A 19,638-nucleotide genomic window follows, 5' to 3' on the forward strand; every position below is an offset into this window, starting at 1 on the left:
GATGCTGTTACAGACTCAGGTTCACACGATTTTTATGCTCGTTGGTCCCACCGAATGCGGGAAAACGACTTTTGCCAAGGAAGTACTCATGCCGAGGCTTTCATTTGAAGATGAACAAAAAAACGTAAAAGCAAATGTCCAATACATTTCCTCGGACAGCATTCGCCAGGAACTACTGGGCTATGATTACGACAAGTATGATCAGGTGATGCTGGAGGCCAGCGAGCAGGCGTTTCAGCTCCTGTATGAAAAGCTGCGCTTAGTGACCTCGTTTCCGATCAACGCCGAATTCGTGGTTGTGGATACAACAGGGCTAGCAGAAGACTTCCGCTCGAAAGTCCGTGACATTGCAGCAGAGAACAATTACCGATTGGAAGTGATTCTCTTTGATTATCGCAATCGGGAAGATTACTATGCATCCGAACGGTCGAAAAAACTGATTACCAACCATATTCTCCGGTTAAAGCAAGAGGTGCTCCGGGCATTATCCAAAGAAGGGTACCACAACATTCACCGGATACGGCACAAAGATTTTTACACACTAGCAGATGAGGTGGCAAATCCGCGTTATGAGGTCGTGATCGAAAATAAGAATGCCTATCTGGCTACGATCCTTCCCAAAGATCAAACCTATATCATCATCGGAGACATTCACGAATGCGTCCACGAATTAAAAGGTCTCCTGCAAACCTACGGATTCAAGGTCGATGACAATCGTCTCATCTCGACGGACAAGGTGCAGCATACCAAAATCATCGTAGCAGGGGACTGGATCGACAAAGGAGCGCAAACGAGGGAGATCATCGAGTTTCTATACACGAATCAAGAGCATTTCTTGTTCGTTCTCGGGAACCACGAAAATTTTGTCTACAAGTATCTACGAAAGGAACTAAAAGGGGTTGATCCACAGCTACTGGATACGTATTTTGATTCCACACACGTTTTGGAAAAAGACGCCGAATTAACAAAGAAGTTCAATCACCTGTATACGCTGGCTCAGCCGTTTTATCGATCGAACGCATTAACTGGGCCGTCCTATTATGTCACACATGCTCCCTGCAAAAGGAAATATATCGGAAAGCTTGATGCGAATTCGATGCGGCGCCAACGCAATTATCGGATAGACCGAACAGTATCATTGGAAGAGCAGCTCGCATTTTTGACAGTTGAAGCGGTCAGTAACCATCCGTACCATATTTTTGGGCATATCGCGGCACAAAAAACGTTTCGCCTGAAAAACAAGCTCCATCTCGATACTGGATGTGTGCACGGAAATGCTTTAACGTCAGTCGTGATCGCACACAAGCCGTTTTTCAAATCGTTTCAGTCTGAGCATCGGGTGATGACTGAGGAGCTGCCGATCTTGTTCCATGCAGAAAAACAAGTATCTATGGGAGACTTGGAAGAGGAAGAACTCCGTCGACTGCGTTATTGCTCGCAAAATAAGGTCAATTTTATTTCTGGAACGATGCCTCCAGCGGATAAGGATACGGCGACGCAGGAATTGGAGTCGTTGAAGGCGGGGCTGGATTATTTCGCGAATCGAGGCGTTCATCAAGTCGTGTTGCAGCCCAAATACATGGGCTCGCGATGCAATCTCTATCTCCATCTTGATCGCGACAAATGCTTTGCAATCAGCAGAAACGGTTATGCCATCAATCAGGTTGATTTGACACCGGTTTATGACAAGCTGCATGCAAGGTTCCGCGCATACATGGAGCAAAATGAGATCGCGATGCTCATCCTGGATGGCGAATTGTTGCCGTGGAGTGCAATAGGGAAGGGCTTGATCGAAAAACAATTCAAACCGATCGAATCCGCGTTGCGGAGTGAATTTGCATTTTTGCAGGAGAACGGCTTTGAAGAGGCGTTGCACCAACTTATTCACAACTATGACGAGAGCGGATTCGAAAAAGACCAGTTCCACCTATCCAAGAGTGCACTTACGGAAAAATTCGGTTCAAACTTGTATCAAAACTATAAGTATGTGCGAGAAATCAAAGAGAGCTACGTTCCTGTAGACCAGCATTTGGAGGCTTATCACATTTACCAAAAACAGTTGGAGCTCTATGCAGGAGAAGGGGAGCTGGCCTACAAGCCTTTTACGATTCTAAAGACTGTCTATTTGAATGGGGACGAGCAATTGCCCGATTGGAAAACATCCGATATGTATCGCTTCGTCAATGACGATCATTTCCTCACCCTCGATTTGTCCGAGCCGAATGTGTATGAAGAAGCAGCTCGTTACTTTTCCACGATTACACTGGAAAACAAAATGGAAGGCATCGTGATCAAGCCAGAGTTCATCAATCAGAAGGTCGTTCCTGCCATGAAGGTACGCAATCCAGAGTATTTGTCGATTATTTATGGTTACGACTACCGATTCCCACACAAGTACCGCAAGCTTTTCAATCAGAAAAACATTTCGCAAAAGCTCAAGACTTCGATGCAAGAGCACAAGCTGGGTGAGCGGATGCTTGGTTTTACATTTGACGACATTTCTCCAGAAAATACGGAGTATCAAAAAGTAGTCGCAACGATGCTCTTTGAAGTGGCGAAGGAAAAAGAGATCGATCCACGCTTGTAAATGAAAAACGAGAAGCTGCTGTCTGAGCAAGCTTCTCGTTTTTGGTTTGCAGAACTATTTGTTGGAGGATGGAGCAGCATCCCATGCTTCGATATTATCGACGCCTTCAATACTGTCCTTGTAGAACACAGGATTTTTTCCTGCTTTTTTCTGTTCCAGATAATCATGTAGCGCAGCATAGGCGACTTTTGACAACATGGCAATTGCAATCAGGTTGACAATGACCATCAAGCCCATGAACAAATCGGCCAAATCCCATACGAGCTGTACCTTTGCCACTGATCCGAACAACACCATAGCGAGTACACTCAAACGATACAGCATTAGCCATGCTTTGCTTGTTTTCAAAAACTCGATGTTGGTCTCGCCGTAGTAGTAGTTACCAATCAATGTACTGAAGGCGAACAGGAATACCATAATGGCAAGGACGCCGGACGCCCAAGAACCAATATGAATGCTCAGTGCTGCTTGGGACAGCTCAATGCCACTCAGTCCTTGTTGCGTGTACGCACCGGACAGCAAAATGATAAAAGCTGTGCTTGTACAGATCACGAGGGTATCGAACAGAACACCGAATGCTTGAATCAGACCTTGCTTCACTGGATGGCTTGTTGTAGCTGTAGCCGCCGCATTCGGCGCACTACCCATACCAGCTTCGTTCGAGAACAATCCTCGCTTGATGCCGTGCATGAGCGCTGCACCGAGAGAACCACCTGCGATTTGTTCGAAGCCGAACGCGTTTTTCACAATCAACGTGATCAGTGCAGGCATCTCGGTGATGTTCATCAACACAATAAACAGGGCCAGCCCGATGTACAATACAGCCAATACAATGACGATGTACTCAGACATTTTGGCAATGCGCTTCACACCGCCGAAGATGATAGCCGCAAATGCAACCGTCATGATGATACCCAGTATCAAACGATCTGTCCCAAACGAATTTTCAAAAGCAATCGTGATCGTGTTGGATTGCACCGCGTTAAATACGAGACCAAACGAAAGGGTGATGAGGACAGCAAACAGGGCGCCCATCCAACGTTTGTTCAGCCCTTTTTCCATGTAATAAGCTGGACCGCCACGAAAACCGCTCTTATCCTTGATTTTATAAATCTGAGCGAGCGTACTCTCAACAAAGCTGGATGCCGAACCGATAATGGCAATGACCCACATCCAGAATACGGCGCCAGGACCACCTAGAGCAATGGCGATGGCAATTCCCGTAATGTTCCCTGTGCCGACACGTGCGGCCATACTAATAGCGAAAGCTTGAAAAGGGGAAATGCCACCATCGTCTTTCGCTCTTCCTTCTTTAATGGAACGGATCATTTCCGGCAGCATACGTACTTGTAAAAATTTACCCCGGTAGGTAAAGAACAAGCCTAACGCGATTAGCATGATAATGATAATATAGGACCACAAGAAATCGTTTATGGAAGCTGTTACATCGAGTAGGAATTGTTGCATCGTGTCACCTCGGATTTTGTTATGAATGTTTCCTTAGTATTCTCTAAAAAATCGTTACATCCCATTCCTGAGCAATATGTTTTAACAAAGAAACGCCCGCTACACTGTTTCCGCAACCGTCAATGGAAGGTCCAAAAATACCGATTCCACAGCCATCTTGAAACGGTGAATGTTGTTTGCGATTAGGAGGAACCAACGTCATGATTCCGCCAGAGACGCCACTTTTTGCTGGCAAGCCAACATTCGCGGCGAATTTGCCCGATGCATCGTACATGCCGCAAGTGAGCATCAGTGCTTTGGCTAAACGGACGACATCTTTCGGGAGAACTTGTTCGTTGCGAAGAGGATGGAAGCCGTCGAGTGCCAACAGGAGACCAATCAAGGCGATTTGCTCGGTGGTTACTTCAATCGAGCATTGCGTTAGATAAACCTCCAAAGCCTCTTCTACTTCGCAGGCCAGATAGCCTGTATCCTTTAAATAATGGGCGAGTGCCCTGTTTCTGTGAGAGTTTTCCCATTCGGAAAGAAACACTTCCTCGTTAACCATTGGCGTTACACCTGTGATTTTACTGAAAAATGCATACAAGTAACGCAGCTTATGATCCGGTGTTTGACCAGGGAGGAGTGAGGATGTCGTAATTGCTCCCGCATTGATCATCGGATTAAAAGGCTTACCTGGCTTGTTCATTTCCAGTCGGATAATGGAGTTGAATGCATCACCAGTCGGTTCTACATCTACTCGATCCAACACGTAAGGGATGCCATGGTAGCAGCAAACAGCAATAAAGCTGATTACTTTGGAAATACTTTGCATCGTAAAAGGAGCTTCCCAGTCACCCGCAGTGTGCATTTTTCCAGTAGGTTCAATGATACAAATACCTAACTGATTGGGATCTGTTCTGTACAAAGCAGGTATATAACTGGCACATTTTCCTTCAGATGCCTTGGAACGATATTGTTCCACCCATTGTTCTAATTCATCCACGAGTAAAACCTGTTGAATCAACGCCTTTCCCCCCAAAAATCGAATACACTGCTCTTACGCGAAGTGGAAGAGAAAGCGCTTCCACGCTTCACGAAAATACATATAATGATCACTTTACAACCACCCTACAAAATAAAACAAAAACTCACAGATTGATTCATGTGAGTTTCAGATTTTTTTTTACTTGTCCTATATACGGATCCTCGGTAAAAATAGATAGGGGCATCAAGAAACAACGTGGGAAGTGAAAGGCGTGCGTGTTCAGACACAAGTAAAACGAGATTGGTATATATTGGTTCTCATGCTTATTACGGTGCCATTGGCAGGGGAGTTGAAATTTTATCCCGTCAATGAGACATTTCGAATTAGCTTTGGAGCTCCTACCTTTTTCTTCTTTTTATTACTGTTTCAACGAATTCCATCTGTTCTCGCCGGCTTTTTGACGGGGATTACGGTCGTATGCTTCCGGATTGTGATTGACCTCATCGCCGGGAATCATTCAGCATGGGAGGCTTCTCTCCAAGCGCATTATTCTAGCTTTTTCTTTTATTTCGCTTATTGTGTCTTGTTTTATGTAACAGGAGTACGCCATATTCACAACAGGACGATATTGGTTGGATTAATGGGAATGCTCATTGAGGTATTGGCTGACCTCATTGAGTTTCTCTCGCAACATGTACTGCTGAATAACGTCCTCACATGGGGAGCGGTACAAGAAATGCTCGTGATCGCTCTGTCCCACAGCTTTATCGTGATTAGTTTTCTCAACATGATGAAACTGTACGAAGCACAGTCGCGAGAGCAACAGACAAGAAAACAGAACGAACACATCCTGATGTTGATTTCCACCTTATATGAGGAATCCATTCATCTGAAAAAAACGCTGCAAAATGCCGAGAGTATTAGTATGAAGTCTTTCGAGCTTTACCAAGGCTTGCAGGAGCTTCATAAGGAACAGGTGGCCACGAATGTAGAAAGCTTTGCCAAGAAAGCTTTGGTTGTCGCAGGCGAGGTTCACGAGATTAAAAAGGATAATCAACGCATTTTTGCAGGACTGCACAAGCTGATATCGGATGAAAGCATCACGGATTACATGGACATCCATCAGCTCGTGGACATTATCAGGCGAAGCAATATGAAGTATGCAACTTTGTTGGAGAAAGACATACAAATCACCGCTTCCATTACGGGGACACATCCGCTCTATCATGTATTTATGATGCTTTCCCTGATCAATAATCTGGTGGCAAATGCAGTGGAGGCCATCCAGCAAACAGGAGCCATTTCCATTGAAATTGATCGGACAGGCGATCTTGTGGAAATCAAAATCAACGATGACGGGCCGGGAGTACCTCCACGGAGAAAGGCTTTGTTGTTCAAACCTGGCTTTACTACGAAATACGATCAAACCGGCAACCCCTCTACAGGGATCGGACTGTCTTATGTACAACAATTGGTGGAACAATGGCAAGGTGAAATCTCCCTACAGGATGGAGTGGATGGGAAGGGGACAACATTTCTCATGCGACTACCAATTGATCCGATAACGAAGAAAGAGTGAGAAGATGCTGTTTTATTTAGTAGATGACGACGATGCCGTTCGCCTCATGCTGACGGAAATTATAGAAGACGAGAACCTGGGCGAAGTCGTAGGGGAAGCATCTGACGGCTCGATGGTAGACGGTCATACGTTAACCGCGCGCAATGTAGATATTTTGCTGATTGACTTGTTCATGCCCAACCGGGATGGAATTGAGACGATACGCCAAGTGAAGCCGACATTCTCAGGAAAGATCGTCATGATCTCTCAGGCAGAAACGAAAGATTTGATTGCCCAAGCTTACGCCCTTGGAAGTGAATACTACATTATCAAACCTGTAAACAAAATCGAAGTCGTAACGATCCTCCAAAAAGTGATCGAGAAAATTCGCCTCGAGCGTTCGATACGGGACATTCACAAATCGCTGAATGCCGTCATGCAAGTGGACCATCCGCCTTCTGGACAAACTCGTCCGTCACAGGGCAAACCACTTCGCGAGGCGGGTCAATTTCTCTTAACAGAGTTGGGCATCGCGGGAGACAATGGTAGCAATGATTTGCTAGATATTTTGGACTTCTTGCATGGATACGAACAGACACATACGTTTAAAAATGGATTTCCTGCCCTAAAAGAAATCTTTGTGGCGGTAGCACAGGACAGGCTCGGAGTCGCTGTGGACGATCAACAAGTCGCCAAGGTTGTCAAAGCTTCTGAGCAGAGAGTCCGCCGAGCGATTTATCAGTCGCTGAATCATTTGGCGTCTCTTGGGCTTGCGGACCTCTCGAATTGGAAATTCGAGAATTACGCTTCGCAGTTTTTTGATTTTACGTATGTGTGGAAGAAGATGGCGGAGTTAAAGAGCAATGCTGCATCGCCCGGTTCAGATATTCGGATCAATATGAAAAAGTTTATTCAAGTGCTGTATGCAGAGGCGAAGCGCATTCAGTCAGAGGCGTAATTGTTCTGTGTCTGACTTGTAGAGGGAAGTCCTGATCATGATGATTAGGGCTTTTTCTTTTGTAGGGGAATGCATTTGATTTTTCATTGACTAAACGTTCATTCAATAATAAACTGGGATCATATACCAAATCTACAATTCACGGAGGGATCACCGATGGATTTGTACTATGAGGTTTCAGGGGAAGGAAGACCAGTCATTCTATTGCACAGTGGCGGTGCTGATTTACGAGATTGGACATTTGTCGCGCCGATTTTGGCGAAGCATTATCAGGTCATCACTTTCGACGGACGAGGATGCGGGAAATCTCCGTCTCCAACAGAGACAGCGAACTACGTCGAAGATTTGCTTTCCGTCATGGATCACTTCCAGCTGGATGAAGCCACGCTCGTAGGACATTCGATAGGCGGACGAATTGCAACAGATTTTGCGCTGACTTATCCGCAAAGAGTGAGCAAGCTCGTGCTGATTGCTCCTAGTTTGACAGGGTATACACCGAGTCAGCCGTTCACGGAATGGATGCAGAAAATCCAAGAAGCACCGGATGTTGACCGTATGGTAGAGCTTTCCTTATCGGCCTGCCCGTATCGCGTCGTAATGGCAAGTCCACAGAAGGACTTCATGGTTGAGATGGCGAAGCATAATCTAGCAAAAATGTTAAAGTGGGCGACGTGGGAGTCCGTATGGCCGCAGCCGCCTGCGATAGAGCGGCTCAAAGAATTAGCCAATCAAACATGCTTGATAATCGGTATGGAAGATGCCCTGGATGCGAAACGAATGGCTGAATATTTTAAAGAAGTTTTACCAGAGAGAAGATTTATCGAGATTGCGGGTGCCGATCATAAGCCAACGCTGACGCATCCTGAAGAAATCGCTCGGGCTATCACTGAATTTTTGGAGGATTGACTGAACCGTGCCCCGGACCCCAGCTGAAAATGAGCGCATTCGCCAAGCTGCAAAAGACAAAATCCATGCAGCCGCGATGACGCTCTTCATTAAAAAAGGCTACCACGCGACCTCAATCGACGATGTAGCCAAGCAGGCCCAGATATCGAAGGGACTGCTTTACAATTATTACAAAGGAAAAGAAGAGCTTCTCGCCGCGATGGTCCAAGTACGGATCGAGGAAGTAAAAGAAGTGATGGAGGCTGCGACTCAGCTTGCAACGCCCCACGAACAGCTACGCCATATTGTCGACGGTGCGCTTGATAACGTCTACCAGCGACCGGATGTCTATCGTTTTTACTTGAATTTGCAGACGCAGCCCGAGGATGATCGCGTACTCGCTTCTTACAGAGAGCAATTAAATGAGGAGTCACTCAGGCAGTTTGAAGTCCAATGCCGGATTTTCAAACAGTTAGGCGTAAAGCAGCCCAGATTGAGATCGCTCTATTTTTCATCGGCGCTCCAAGGCGCAATGTTGATGATGACGACTTATTCGGAAGGGTTTCCGGTTGAAGAGATGAAGGAGCAGCTGATACGGGAGTATTGTAGCCCTCCGGTAGAATGTTAGAGGTTATGATCAATAATGAAGAGGCTATCCCATTCGTAAATGTTACTGGTGGGGTAGCCTCCGCTATTTCAATGTATCGAAATATTTAAAATTGACAGAAATAAACAAAACCAATATATTGGTTTTATGGACACGAATCTAATCAAACAAATCGAACGCCCCACATTACGCGAACAAGTATATCAAGGCTTGAAGAAAGCGATCATCATGCTGGAGCTAAAGCCAGGACAACGAGTCAACGACAACGAACTGGCGGCTTTATTTGGCGTGAGTCGAACACCTGTGAGAGAAGCGCTCAAACGGTTGGAGGACGAAGGTCTTATTGAATCCGTCCCTGGCTCTCACACACGGGTAACACCCTTATTGGAAAAGGAGGCGAAGCACGCTTTTCCTGTTGTTGCGGCCTTGCACGGGTTGGCAGCACGATTGGCGATGCCATTTGAATTAGAGGTCATCCGTAGTCTGGAGCAGTGGAATGAAAAGCTGCAAGGCGCACTCGAACAGCAAGATGTGATCAAAGCGATTGAAGCAGATGATGGCTTTCACGACGTGATCCTCGAGGCAGCGGGGAATCGTGAAATCTATCTGGCACTTGAGCGAGTTGTACCGAAAATTCGACGTTTGGAATTTGCTCGGTTCGGTTCCTTGGAAGGGGTGGAATCAGTAGAACAGCACCATAGAATCATCGAAGCGATTCGGGACAACAACAGTCAGCTTGCCTCTTCTTTGATGGAAGAAAACTGGATCAACCTCGGCAGATTGCTTACGGACCATTCCAATGATAAATAGGGGGTAATGGCATGAGTACCGTTGAAATGAAGGGGGAAGTACATGATTCGCGTGTTCTGCAATGGGCACGATCCATTATCGAAGAGAGTCCGTCCCACCGTCTGATTCAGCAAGAAATCGTGAATGCTGTCAACCGCAATGCGATATGGCGAGGCGAGGAATGTTTGAATTTACTCGCACCAGAAGCACCTACCACGCCTATCGTACGTCAACTGCTCGCTGCTGAGGTAGGGACCCGTGCTGCGGAAGGACATATCGGGAGCACGCAGAGATGGTTCGCTGGAACGAAATATATCGATGAGATCGAAGCGTTATGTGTGGAGCTGTTGAAAAAAGTATTCCACGCCAATTATGCTGACCATCGATTGGTAGCAAGCATGATCGGAAACATGACGGTCTACGCGGCATTCACGCAACCGGGCGATACGATTATGACGATCGCGCAACCGTTTGGAGGGCATTCCAGCAATCGGGTGGACGGGCCTGCTGGCATTCGCGGTTTGCAAATTGTCGATGTGCCCATGGACCCCGTAGAGCTGACCGTTGATCTGGATGAATTCGCTAAAGTCGCACGACAAGTTAGACCAAAGCTCGTTACCTTGGGCGCGTCGATGACTTTATTTCCATTCCCGTTGAAGGAAATGGCAGAGATTGTGAAAGAATGGGGCGGTCGCATTTATTTTGATGGAGCACATCAACTGGGTTTGATCGGTGGCGGTCAATTTCAGGACCCGTTGCGAGAAGGGGCTTGTGTGATGACTGGCTCTGCTGGGAAAACGTTTAGCGGTCCGCAAAGCGGCATCATCGTCTGGAATGACCCGGAACTATCGGTACCGATTACAGATGCCATTTTCCCAGCCCTTGCTGCGACACATCAAGTCAACCGGGTAGCGGCATTGGCAGCGGCGGCGGCAGAGTTTTTGGCGTTTGGCAAGGAATACATGGCGCAAATTGTGACGAATGCACAAGCACTGGGAAAAGCATTCGATGAACGGGGGATTCGGGTGCTTTGCGCGCACAAAGGCTATACACGCACACACCAAGTCATTCTGGACGTAAAAGAGTTTGACGGTGGGTACGAGGTAGGGAAGCGTTTGGCAGAAGCGAACATCATTACGAACAAAAATTTGATTCCAGGCGACGGACCAGAGGATTGGGACTTTCCAAGCGGCTTGCGTATCGGGACGACAGAAGTCACTCGGTTTGGCATGAAGGAAAAAGAGATGGACACGATTGCTGACCTGATTGTAAGCATGTTGTCAGGCAGGGAGAAGCCCGAGGCTGTCCAGGCGAAGGTGATCGAGTTGCGCAGATCGTTTAGCAAGATGCACTACTGCTTCCCAAACTAGAGTAGGTAGGAATAACACCGTATGCTGGAGTTCGGAACTTGGCATACGGTGCTTTTTTGGACACTCATTCTTGACAATCTCATTTCATTTCGTAAATAATCGATTGATACCATCAAAGAATGGGAGTCTAAACGGATGAGTACAGACCATACAAACTCGGATGTTACCATTGATCAGACAACGAAAGAGCTGGCTCTCGTATTCGGTCAGTTAAAGCGGATCGGACATGTTTTCAGTCCTTCGAAAGACCTCCGTCAGAGCGAATTGAATTTGCTTGTTCACTTGACCTACGTAAGTCCACCAGGCTCGAACGGCATCAGAGTTTCCGAGCTAGGCAAGCAGTTGAAAATAACGTCAGCAGCTGTGACGCACGTCATTCAATCACTCGAACAGCTTGGGCTTATTACCCGCACTGTGGGACCTAAGGATCGACGCTCCATTCTCGTAGCCCCAACGAAAGAGGGCTTTGATTTTGTGGCAGCGAGAGAGCAAGAGCTGTTTACTCGTTTTCAGCAGCTGCATGAGCATCTTGGTACGGATGATGCACAGGCACTCATACGGATATTAACGAAATCAATCAGATTCCTGCATACCTATCAGCATAGCGATGAATCACAACCATAGTTCGATGATGGACTATGGTTTTTTTTTGTTTTGATAAGAACCTTGCTCCAGCTCTTTACGGAGCGAGTTCGGAGAGGGACTCCATTGCAGCTGTTGCTCCGCGCGTAATCCAGATATCCTCTGATTGATGCTCGCCCCCCAAGCGGCTGGTCCTAATGCTTTGGCCGCATCCTCATAGCTCCAGGATCCGACTTTTTCTATTCCTGCTATTTTGGCAATCGAAATCATGAGCTCTTTCGTCGTGATCATTTCCTTGGAAGTTGCATTGAATAATGAGCCTGGCTGTGCGCGTAAAAAAGCGCATTCGTAAAGCCTTGCCAGATCATCAACATCGATAGTAGACCATGCCGTCTGCCCATCATCGATGTAGCTGGCTGATTGAGAGAGCTTCGTTCTTTGAATCGTTGCTTGGACGAGTCCACCGCCACGACCGTACACAAGTGTAGGACGTTCGAATAGTGCGCTTGGCAGCCCCTAACACTTCCTGCTCCTGGTTCGCTTTCCATTGGAGAAATGGCAAAGGGTTGAGAGGGGAGTTCTCATCCACGACATTGTCGTACGTATCGTTATAGATCAGCGTTCCACTCGTATAAATAAATGGCTTCCCTGTGCCTTCCAGACCTTCGAGCATTGCCGTAACCGCCGCTACATCCAGTTGTTCCATATCGGGTGTGTGCGAGATCGCCGTATGGATGACCCCATCGAATTTTTTAACCCTTTCTGTTAACAGGGTGGTATCCGCAAGATCGCCAACAATAGGGGTGAACCCTTGTGAGAGCAACAGCTCCGCTTTTTCTTCCGATCGCACGAGTCCGGCAACCTGATACCCTTGGGACTGAAAATGCTCGGCGACTACGGATCCGACATAACCTGTTATTCCTGTTAGGAAAACATTCATGACAAGACCTCCTTTATACATAATTAATTTAGTAAGTAAATTATATAATAAATTATTTAGTAACTATCCCGTGATGTCAACAACATTTATAATTAACTGAATATTGACAAAACAATAATTGGGTGTTATTTTCACATTAGGAAAACGTTTACCCGTTACATAGAAAGTGAGTGAAGAACCATTACTGTAACCATTAAAGACATCGCACAACTCGCCAACGTTTCCATCGCGACTGTATCGCGCGTGCTAAACAATTCCAAGCCAGTCCGTCCAGAGCTGCGGGAAAGAGTTTTGAAAATCGTGCAAGAGACGGGCTTTCAGCCGAATGCGATTGCCAGGAGCTTGGTCAGCAAGGAAACCCGCATCATCGGGGTAATGATTCCCGATATCTCCAACAATTTTTACTCCAATCTCATTTACGGAATTGACAGCGTCATTAGCGAGTACGACTACAGCATGTTTTTGGCGATATCCGATGAAGTGGTGGACAAAGAGCTGAAGTACTTGCGACTTTTCAAAGAAAAACAAATCGATGGTGTCATTATCGCGAGTATTCACTTTCTAGAGGGCAATATCCAGACATTGCAAGAGATTCAGGTTCCTCTTGTTGTTACCGGACACGATTTGCCCGGCTATCAGATTCCGACTGTCAACGTCAACAATGTGCAAGCCTCTTATGATGCTACGGCCTATCTCATCTCGCAAGGCCATACAAAAATCGCGTGTATATCTGGCCCGCTGTGGGACCCGCCGTGCGGTCTGGATCGCATGGGCGGTTACCGAAAAGCTATGCGGGCACATGATTTGCCCATCCATGAAGGATTCGTTGTGGAAGGGGAATTCACAGCCAAGAGCGGATACGAAGCCATGCGCCGTATTTGTGAGGAAAAAATTCGTCCGACAGCTGTTTTTGTCGCTACAGACCTGATGGCGGTTGGCGTCCTCAATTACTTGTACGACTATGGCATTCGTGTACCTGAAGACATCTCCGTCATGGGCTTCGACAATTTGGAGCTCGCCTCCCTTTCCCGTCCCATGCTCACAACCGTGCACAATGACCCGTTCATGTACGGAAAAGCCGCAGCAGAGCAGCTACTCAGACAAATCCGCAATGAACCTGTAGAGAGAATGAGCACCGTGCCACACCATCTCGTGATTCGCCAAACTGTAAGCGCTTTACTGGAGTGATTCAACAAGACTGACCATATAGAAGAAGCAAACGAGTTTACGCATTCAAAAGGGGTGAAGAGATATGAAGCTTGGCGTATTTACCGTTCTTTTTAGCGAGAAGTCGTTCGAGGAAATGCTGGATCATGTGCAGGCAGCAGGTTTAGAGGCGGTGGAAATCGGCACAGGCTGCTATCCGGGCAATGCGCACTGCAATCTGGATGAGCTCTTGGAAAGTCCGGAAAAAAGACGAGCGTACAAAAAGGCAGTAGAGGATCGGGGCTTGATAATCAGCGCGCTGAGTTGTCACGGCAACGCGTTGACACCAGAGAAAAGCTTTGCGCAGCAATCCCACGATACGTTTGTGAAAACGGTACAGCTAGCCGAGCTGCTGGAGGTGCCTGTGGTCAATTGCTTTTCTGGCACGGCAGGCGACCACGAAGGAGCGAAGTACCCGAGCTGGCCCGTTGCTCCTTGGCCCAATGAGTATCGCGACGTGCTCCATTGGCAATGGAACGAGAAGCTCATCCCGTACTGGCGCGAATGGACTGCTTATGCGACTGAGCATCATGTCAAGGTTGCGTTAGAACTGCATGGCGGCTTTCTCGTCCACACACCAGGGACATTGCTAAAGCTACGGGAACAGGTAGGCGAAGGGATTGGGGCAAACTTCGATCCAAGTCACATGTGGTGGCAAGGGATTGATCCGGTAGCTGCGATCAAAATCTTGGGCAAAGAAAAAGCCATTTATCATTTCCATGCCAAAGACACGTATATGGACCAGGAAAAAGTGAACATGTACGGGCTGACGGATATGAATTCCTACGCCAATCTACATGAACGTGCGTGGTATTTCCGAACCGTAGGCTATGGGCATTCACAGCAGACGTGGGCGGATATGATGAGTGCACTGCGTATGAATGGATATGATTACGTGGTGAGCATCGAGCACGAGGATGCCATCATGTCGATTGAGGAAGGTTTTCAGCGCGCTGTTCAAAACCTGCAGCAAGTCATCTTGCGAGAACCAGTCCAGAATCTATGGTGGGTGTAGGAGGGGAGAAAATGACGAATCAACGCAAATGGAAAATCGGAATCATCGGTGCAGGGGGGATTACAGAAGCACACCTGGAGGCGATCAAGGAAGAACCGCGAGCAGAGGTGGTTGCCATTGCCGATATTTCCGCAGAAACGGCTTCCTATCGTGCGAAACGGCATGACATTCCGCAAGTTTTCACCGATTACGAGACGATGCTACAAGAGTCTGATACAGACGCGATCATTGTTTGTGTCCCGAATTACTTGCATGCAGAAGCAACCAAACGTGCACTTGCAGTAGGCAAACACTTGCTGTGCGAAAAGCCGATGGCGATGAATGCCCAGGAAGCAGAAGAAATGATCGAAGCCGCGAAAATAGCAGACAAAATCCTCATGGTCGCACAAAACAACCGATTCCGAAGCGATTCCCTGCAAGTCAAAACATGGCTGAAGGAAGGAAAGCTGGGGAACATTTATCACGCCAAAACCGGATGGATCAGACGAAATGGAATTCCAGGATGGGGAAGCTGGTTTACGCAAAAAGAATCGGCAGGCGGCGGTCCGTTGATTGATATCGGCGTACATATGCTCGATTTGACCCTGTGGCTCTTGGATCATCCAAAGCCTGTATCTGTCCTCGGGCAAACGTACGCGCAATTCGGGCCTCACAAACGCGGCTTGTCAGAGTGGGGAAGAATCGATGATAACGGGAAGTTTGACGTGGAGGATATGGCAGTGGCGATGATCACCTTTGAGAACGGATTGTCACTTACGCTCGACGCAAGCTGGGCTTCTCACATCGAAGAGGAAAACGTTTTCCTTCAACTATATGGACAAGAGGGCGGGGCATCCCTTCGTTTATTGGAGAATCAGTTCACGCTTTATCACGAGTGGAACGGCGTAACTGCCTCGACAGAATTAACACCAAAGCCTCAAAAAGAACGCGTACTCTTATTCCGTAATTTCATCGACGCCATCGAAGGGAAGGCAGACGTTCTTTGCACACCGGAACAAGCCTTGTACATCAACAAATTGATCGAAGCCATCTACACATCCGCACAAAAAGGAGAAGCAGTCCGTTTCTAACATGAGATAGGGGGTTACTTGATGAAAGTTGCAAAAAGACTTACATCCGTTGGACTTACCTTTTTAATGGCCTTCTCATTGGCAGCATGTTCTTCCACACCTCAGCAAGCTTCTACAGATACAACCCCATCACAGCCTTCAACACCATCCGCACCCAAAACAGAGCCAGCACAGCCCACAGCCGAAAAAATCAAGCTTGTCTATGCACGCGGAAAAGACGCGACGGATTCCACCAAAAAGCTCGTAGAAGCTTTCCAAAAAGCCCATCAAAATATTGAAGTAGAAATCCGTGAAATGCCTGCCGATTCAGGGCAGAGTCATGATCAATACGTTACCATGTTCAGTGCGCAATCGTCCGAGATCGACGTGTTTGACCTCGATGTCATCTGGCCAGCTGAATTCGCCCAAGCGGGTTATCTTCTGCCGCTCGACCGCCTAATGGAGCAAGATGGAATCGAGACTGGAAAATATATCAAAGGGGCCATGGATGCCGGGAACTTTGGCGGACAGCAATGGACCATGCCCAAGTTTATCGACGCGGGACTTTTGTTCTACCGCAAAGATCTCGTATCGGAAGCACCAAAGACGTGGGATGACCTGATTGCCCAAGCAAAAGCAACGAAGGGCAAGGGCGGTACGAAGTTCGGCTATTTAATGCAAGCCAAGCAATATGAAGGATTGGTTTGCAACTTTGTCGAGTTCAGTGCATCGTACGGTGGAAAAATTTTGGATGAACAAGGAAAATTGGCAGTCAACAATCCGGCTACGATCAAAGGATTGAAAAAAATGATCGAAGTCGTCAAATCTGATTTCGTCCCAACCAATATCACCACATTCATGGAGCCGGAATCCCATACGGCCTTCCTTGAGGGGCAGGCAGCGTTTATCCGCAACTGGCCGTATCAGTTCGCGTTGGCGCAGGATCAGGCCCAGTCCAAAATCGTCGATCAAGTCGCGATCGCTCCACTGCCAGCAGGCGATGCTGGCTCCGCAGCAGCACTCGGCGGTTGGATGGGGGGAATCAACAAGTTCTCGAAGCATCCGAAAGAAGCATGGGAATTCCTCAAATTCATGACAGGTCCAGAGGGTCAAAAAATTTCCGCAGTAGAAGGTGGGCTCGCACCAACCTACCTGCCAGCCTACGAGGAAGCCGATGTTCAAAAAGCCAGTCCGTTGTTCGCCAACAAAGATTTCGTCGATGGCGTAAGCGCTGCTGTCTCTCGTCCAACGACTCCGATCTATCCAAAAATTTCGGAAGTGATCCAGATCGAGGTGTCCAAAGCGCTCGCAGGGCAGCAAACAGCCGAGCAAGCGGTGCAAAACATGGAAACACAGATGAACGACTTAATGAAAAAATAGGCAACGACATGTGGGGCTTCCAAGGGGGTCTAATCGGCTTCCTTGGAAGTTGCCCAACGATCTCTGGCAAGCACAAGCAAGCTTCTAGCGGGAAGGAAGGTGGTGAACGGATGAATCGATCAACGAAAAGGACTCTCTCAGAAAAACAGATGGGGTATTTACTGATTTTTCCTGCACTGCTCATCATACTTGTTATCGCGATTTGGCCTGTCATGCGATCCTTTTGGATCAGTCTGCACGACATCCGGTTGAACGACCCGACGAAATCAGAGATTCACTCTTCATACGGATTAGATATGGAGCGCTATGTCAGCACGTTACCTAATCTGCTCCGGTATGTAAAGAGGGAGGCGGACTCCGCAGAAGGGTCATCAAAGGAAAAATTGAACGCGCTTCAAGCGCAAATCGAGCAATTGAACACTTCCCTCAACCAAACAGGCGAGATCGCGAGCCGATATCAAATGATCGACCAGCTATTGCTGGATTTTAAACCAGTCCCGACCGAGCTTAAATATGTAAGCCTCTCGAACGAACAAACAGGATCTATCAAAACCAGCTTGGCAAAAGTCAGAGAAGTGCTTTTGCAAATGAGTGAACAAAAGCAGCTTTCGAAGCCAGAAGGTGCTCTTGGCGTGATCCAAGGCATGGAAGCTTCGATCATCGAGCCCAACTTTGTTGGCTTTGCCTACTACAAGAAGTTTTTAACGGACGCCCGGATGTGGGGAGCTCTGTACAATACGGCGTTTTTTACCATTATCTCCGTTGTCATTGAATTGGTTCTCGGCATATTGATTGCCTTGTTGATCAATCGACCTTTTCGCGGAAGGAGTCTTGTACGAGCAACGGTGTTAATTCCGTGGGCGATTCCGACTGTCATCTCCGCGATGATGTGGAAGTTTTTGTACGACGGGCAAAATGGTATCGTCGCCTATCTTTTTGAGCAGGCAGGCTTGATCTCTGATATGGGGATGCTTCTAACGACCAAGGCTGGAGCCATGTTTTCCGTCATTTTGGCGGATGTGTGGAAGACAACTCCATTCATGGCCTTGCTCATATTCGCAGGCCTGCAAACCATCCCGCAAAGCTTGTATGAAGCAGCTTCTGTCGACGGTGCCACCCGCACTCAGCAATTTTTTCGAATTACGCTTCCCATGCTGAAATCAACCATTCTGGTAGCGCTATTGTTCCGTACACTTGATGCGTTCCGTGTTTTTGACCTGATTTACACGCTGACAGGTGGGGCCCCCGGGAATTCGACCGAGACCATTTCCATTTACGCGTACAAAACGATGTTTGCTCAAATGAGCTTTGGGGAAGGCTCGGCGCTTGCCGTCATTGTCTTTTTATGTGTGGCGTTGATCTCCATCGGCTATGTGAAAATATTGGGAGCTGATCTGCTGAGTGATGGCAGTGGCAAATAAGGAGGTGATTGGATGCGTAAACATACGGGTCCCTTGTTTTACATGGGTCTACTGCTCTTCGTTTTTCTTGTGATGTTCCCGTTTTTATGGATTCTCCTAGCAGCATTGAAGCCACCAGCGGAGCTGTTTGGAGAGAGTGCCTTTCATTTTATCATCCAAAATCCTTCGTTTGACAATTTTGTCCGCGTCTTCACGGAAAGACCGTTTGCCCGTTACTTGTGGAATTCAACTGTCGTGGCGACGTTAACCACGCTCTACTCCATAACAATTGCTTCCTTTGCTGCCTATGCAATTGCCTGGCTGTCCTTTCGGGGAAAAACGATTATTTTGGGTGTGATACTGGCTGTGTCTATGTTTCCACAGATCGCTACCATTTCTCCTATTTTTATGTTCATGCAATCGATGGGCTTAACGAATAGCTACACTGGCCTGATCATTCCTTATACAACCTTCGCGCTGCCGCTCGCAATCTGGAATCTGACCATCTTTTTCCGCAAAATACCGAGTGACTTGGGCGAGGCAGCCAAAGTAGACGGTGCGAGTATTTGGCAAACGATGACGAAAGTGTTTTTCCCACTCGCCATGCCTGGGGTTTTTACGACCGCCATCCTCGTTTTTATAGCAGCGTGGAATGAATTTTTGTTCGCCTTGACGTTGAATACGCAGGAAGCGATGAAGACTGTGCCTGTGGGAATCGTGATGTTTCAAGGAATGTTTACAATCCCGTGGGGAGAAATATCGGCTGCCTCCATCATTGTGACGATCCCGCTAGTAGTGATGGTGCTGATTTTCCAGAGGCGGATTATCTCAGGATTGACGTCCGGGGCAGTAAAAGAATGAAAGGGAGTCATTCGATC

General features: G+C 47.4%; 18 protein-coding genes. 14 read left to right on the top strand and 4 right to left on the bottom strand.

The genetic code is table 11. From position 1 onward, the window contains the following. Position 1: 1 nt before the first annotated feature. Positions 2-2,587 (top strand): metallophosphoesterase, encoded by a 2,586-nt coding sequence (locus HPY31_RS03290; RefSeq protein WP_172138365.1) that lies wholly within the window; start codon positions 2-4, stop codon positions 2,585-2,587. A 54-nt stretch (positions 2,588-2,641) separates the two neighbouring features. Here HPY31_RS03290 and HPY31_RS03295 read toward each other — a convergent pair whose 3' ends face one another. Both HPY31_RS03295 and HPY31_RS03300 read right to left on the bottom strand, forming a co-directional pair. Next, entirely contained in the window at positions 2,642-4,054 is a 1,413-nt protein-coding gene (locus tag HPY31_RS03295; RefSeq protein WP_172138367.1) for an alanine/glycine:cation symporter family protein, read from the bottom strand. Positions 4,055-4,097: 43 nt separating this feature from the next. Then, positions 4,098-5,075 carry a glutaminase gene (locus HPY31_RS03300; RefSeq protein ID WP_016740537.1) on the bottom strand — a complete coding sequence of 326 codons (978 nt, stop codon included), beginning with the start codon at positions 5,073-5,075 and terminating at the stop codon, positions 4,098-4,100. A gap of 265 nt (positions 5,076-5,340) precedes the next feature. Between HPY31_RS03300 and HPY31_RS03305 the strand changes: the two genes are divergently transcribed. The 7 genes from HPY31_RS03305 to HPY31_RS03335 all read left to right on the top strand — a co-directional run bounded on the left by HPY31_RS03305 (position 5,341) and on the right by HPY31_RS03335 (position 11,812). Then, entirely contained in the window at positions 5,341-6,600 is a 1,260-nt protein-coding gene (locus HPY31_RS03305) for an ATP-binding protein (RefSeq protein ID WP_172138924.1), read from the top strand. Between the two features lie 4 nt (positions 6,601-6,604). After that, positions 6,605-7,537 carry a response regulator gene (locus HPY31_RS03310; RefSeq protein ID WP_172138369.1) on the top strand — a complete coding sequence of 311 codons (933 nt, stop codon included), beginning with the start codon at positions 6,605-6,607 and terminating at the stop codon, positions 7,535-7,537. Between the two features lie 156 nt (positions 7,538-7,693). Further along, positions 7,694-8,443: an alpha/beta fold hydrolase gene (locus HPY31_RS03315; protein WP_172138371.1), complete on the top strand. Its 750-nt coding sequence runs from the start codon at positions 7,694-7,696 to the stop codon at positions 8,441-8,443. A gap of 7 nt (positions 8,444-8,450) precedes the next feature. After that, positions 8,451-9,050, top strand: coding sequence for a TetR/AcrR family transcriptional regulator (locus HPY31_RS03320; protein WP_172138373.1), 600 nt, complete (start codon positions 8,451-8,453; stop codon positions 9,048-9,050). Positions 9,051-9,176: 126 nt separating this feature from the next. Continuing rightward, a complete protein-coding gene (locus HPY31_RS03325; protein ID WP_172138375.1) occupies positions 9,177-9,839 on the top strand; it encodes a GntR family transcriptional regulator in 663 nt (220 codons plus the stop codon). An 11-nt stretch (positions 9,840-9,850) separates the two neighbouring features. Then, complete coding sequence (locus tag HPY31_RS03330) at positions 9,851-11,188, top strand: serine hydroxymethyltransferase (protein ID WP_172138377.1); 1,338 nt, start codon at positions 9,851-9,853, stop codon at positions 11,186-11,188. A 135-nt stretch (positions 11,189-11,323) separates the two neighbouring features. Next, positions 11,324-11,812 (top strand): MarR family winged helix-turn-helix transcriptional regulator, encoded by a 489-nt coding sequence (locus HPY31_RS03335; protein ID WP_087347387.1) that lies wholly within the window; start codon positions 11,324-11,326, stop codon positions 11,810-11,812. Positions 11,813-11,824: 12 nt separating this feature from the next. Here HPY31_RS03335 and HPY31_RS28745 read toward each other — a convergent pair whose 3' ends face one another. Both HPY31_RS28745 and HPY31_RS28750 read right to left on the bottom strand, forming a co-directional pair. Next, complete coding sequence (locus HPY31_RS28745) at positions 11,825-12,250, bottom strand: Rossmann-fold NAD(P)-binding domain-containing protein (RefSeq protein ID WP_253901656.1); 426 nt, start codon at positions 12,248-12,250, stop codon at positions 11,825-11,827. Then, the gene (locus tag HPY31_RS28750) at positions 12,171-12,710 is read right to left on the bottom strand and encodes an NAD-dependent epimerase/dehydratase family protein (protein ID WP_253901657.1); all 540 of its coding nucleotides are present in this window, start codon (positions 12,708-12,710) and stop codon (positions 12,171-12,173) included. The genes HPY31_RS28745 and HPY31_RS28750 overlap by 80 nt, the downstream gene beginning before the upstream one ends. A 201-nt stretch (positions 12,711-12,911) precedes the next feature. On the opposite strand from HPY31_RS28750, the gene HPY31_RS03345 reads away from it, so the two are divergent. The 6 genes from HPY31_RS03345 to HPY31_RS03370 all read left to right on the top strand — a co-directional run bounded on the left by HPY31_RS03345 (position 12,912) and on the right by HPY31_RS03370 (position 19,621). Further along, positions 12,912-13,898, top strand: a complete 987-nt coding sequence (locus HPY31_RS03345; RefSeq protein ID WP_172138926.1) for a substrate-binding domain-containing protein — start codon at positions 12,912-12,914, stop codon at positions 13,896-13,898. A 64-nt stretch (positions 13,899-13,962) separates the two neighbouring features. Beyond that, complete coding sequence (locus tag HPY31_RS03350) at positions 13,963-14,931, top strand: sugar phosphate isomerase/epimerase family protein (protein ID WP_172138379.1); 969 nt, start codon at positions 13,963-13,965, stop codon at positions 14,929-14,931. 11 nt (positions 14,932-14,942) lie between these two features. Further along, positions 14,943-16,001 carry a Gfo/Idh/MocA family protein gene (locus tag HPY31_RS03355; protein ID WP_172138381.1) on the top strand — a complete coding sequence of 353 codons (1,059 nt, stop codon included), beginning with the start codon at positions 14,943-14,945 and terminating at the stop codon, positions 15,999-16,001. 21 nt (positions 16,002-16,022) lie between these two features. Beyond that, positions 16,023-17,360, top strand: a complete 1,338-nt coding sequence (locus tag HPY31_RS03360) for an ABC transporter substrate-binding protein (RefSeq protein WP_172138383.1) — start codon at positions 16,023-16,025, stop codon at positions 17,358-17,360. Positions 17,361-17,470: 110 nt separating this feature from the next. After that, on the top strand, positions 17,471-18,781 hold the full coding sequence (locus HPY31_RS03365; protein WP_172138385.1) for a carbohydrate ABC transporter permease: 1,311 nt from the start codon (positions 17,471-17,473) through the stop codon (positions 18,779-18,781). Positions 18,782-18,793: 12 nt separating this feature from the next. After that, positions 18,794-19,621, top strand: coding sequence for a carbohydrate ABC transporter permease (locus HPY31_RS03370; protein ID WP_172138387.1), 828 nt, complete (start codon positions 18,794-18,796; stop codon positions 19,619-19,621). Positions 19,622-19,638 lie beyond the last annotated feature (17 nt).

It is taken from the genome of Brevibacillus sp. HB1.3, from assembly GCF_013186635.1.
Taxonomy (GTDB): Bacteria; Bacillota; Bacilli; order Brevibacillales; family Brevibacillaceae; genus Brevibacillus; species Brevibacillus brevis_D.

Bases quoted from the DNA above. Each gene is read 5' to 3' on its own strand.
- HPY31_RS03290 (WP_172138365.1), top strand. From the start codon at position 2: ATGCTGTTACAGACTCAGGTTCACACGATTTTTATGCTCGTTGGTCCC.
- HPY31_RS03295 (WP_172138367.1), bottom strand. From the start codon at position 4,054: ATGCAACAATTCCTACTCGATGTAACAGCTTCCATAAACGATTTCTTG.
- HPY31_RS03305 (WP_172138924.1), top strand. From the start codon at position 5,341: ATGCTTATTACGGTGCCATTGGCAGGGGAGTTGAAATTTTATCCCGTC.
- HPY31_RS03310 (WP_172138369.1), top strand. From the start codon at position 6,605: ATGCTGTTTTATTTAGTAGATGACGACGATGCCGTTCGCCTCATGCTG.
- HPY31_RS03315 (WP_172138371.1), top strand. From the start codon at position 7,694: ATGGATTTGTACTATGAGGTTTCAGGGGAAGGAAGACCAGTCATTCTA.
- HPY31_RS03325 (WP_172138375.1), top strand. From the start codon at position 9,177: ATGGACACGAATCTAATCAAACAAATCGAACGCCCCACATTACGCGAA.
- HPY31_RS03330 (WP_172138377.1), top strand. From the start codon at position 9,851: ATGAGTACCGTTGAAATGAAGGGGGAAGTACATGATTCGCGTGTTCTG.
- HPY31_RS03335 (WP_087347387.1), top strand. From the start codon at position 11,324: ATGAGTACAGACCATACAAACTCGGATGTTACCATTGATCAGACAACG.
- HPY31_RS28750 (WP_253901657.1), bottom strand. From the start codon at position 12,710: ATGAATGTTTTCCTAACAGGAATAACAGGTTATGTCGGATCCGTAGTC.
- HPY31_RS03350 (WP_172138379.1), top strand. From the start codon at position 13,963: ATGAAGCTTGGCGTATTTACCGTTCTTTTTAGCGAGAAGTCGTTCGAG.
- HPY31_RS03355 (WP_172138381.1), top strand. From the start codon at position 14,943: ATGACGAATCAACGCAAATGGAAAATCGGAATCATCGGTGCAGGGGGG.
- HPY31_RS03360 (WP_172138383.1), top strand. From the start codon at position 16,023: ATGAAAGTTGCAAAAAGACTTACATCCGTTGGACTTACCTTTTTAATG.
- HPY31_RS03365 (WP_172138385.1), top strand. From the start codon at position 17,471: ATGAATCGATCAACGAAAAGGACTCTCTCAGAAAAACAGATGGGGTAT.
- HPY31_RS03370 (WP_172138387.1), top strand. From the start codon at position 18,794: ATGCGTAAACATACGGGTCCCTTGTTTTACATGGGTCTACTGCTCTTC.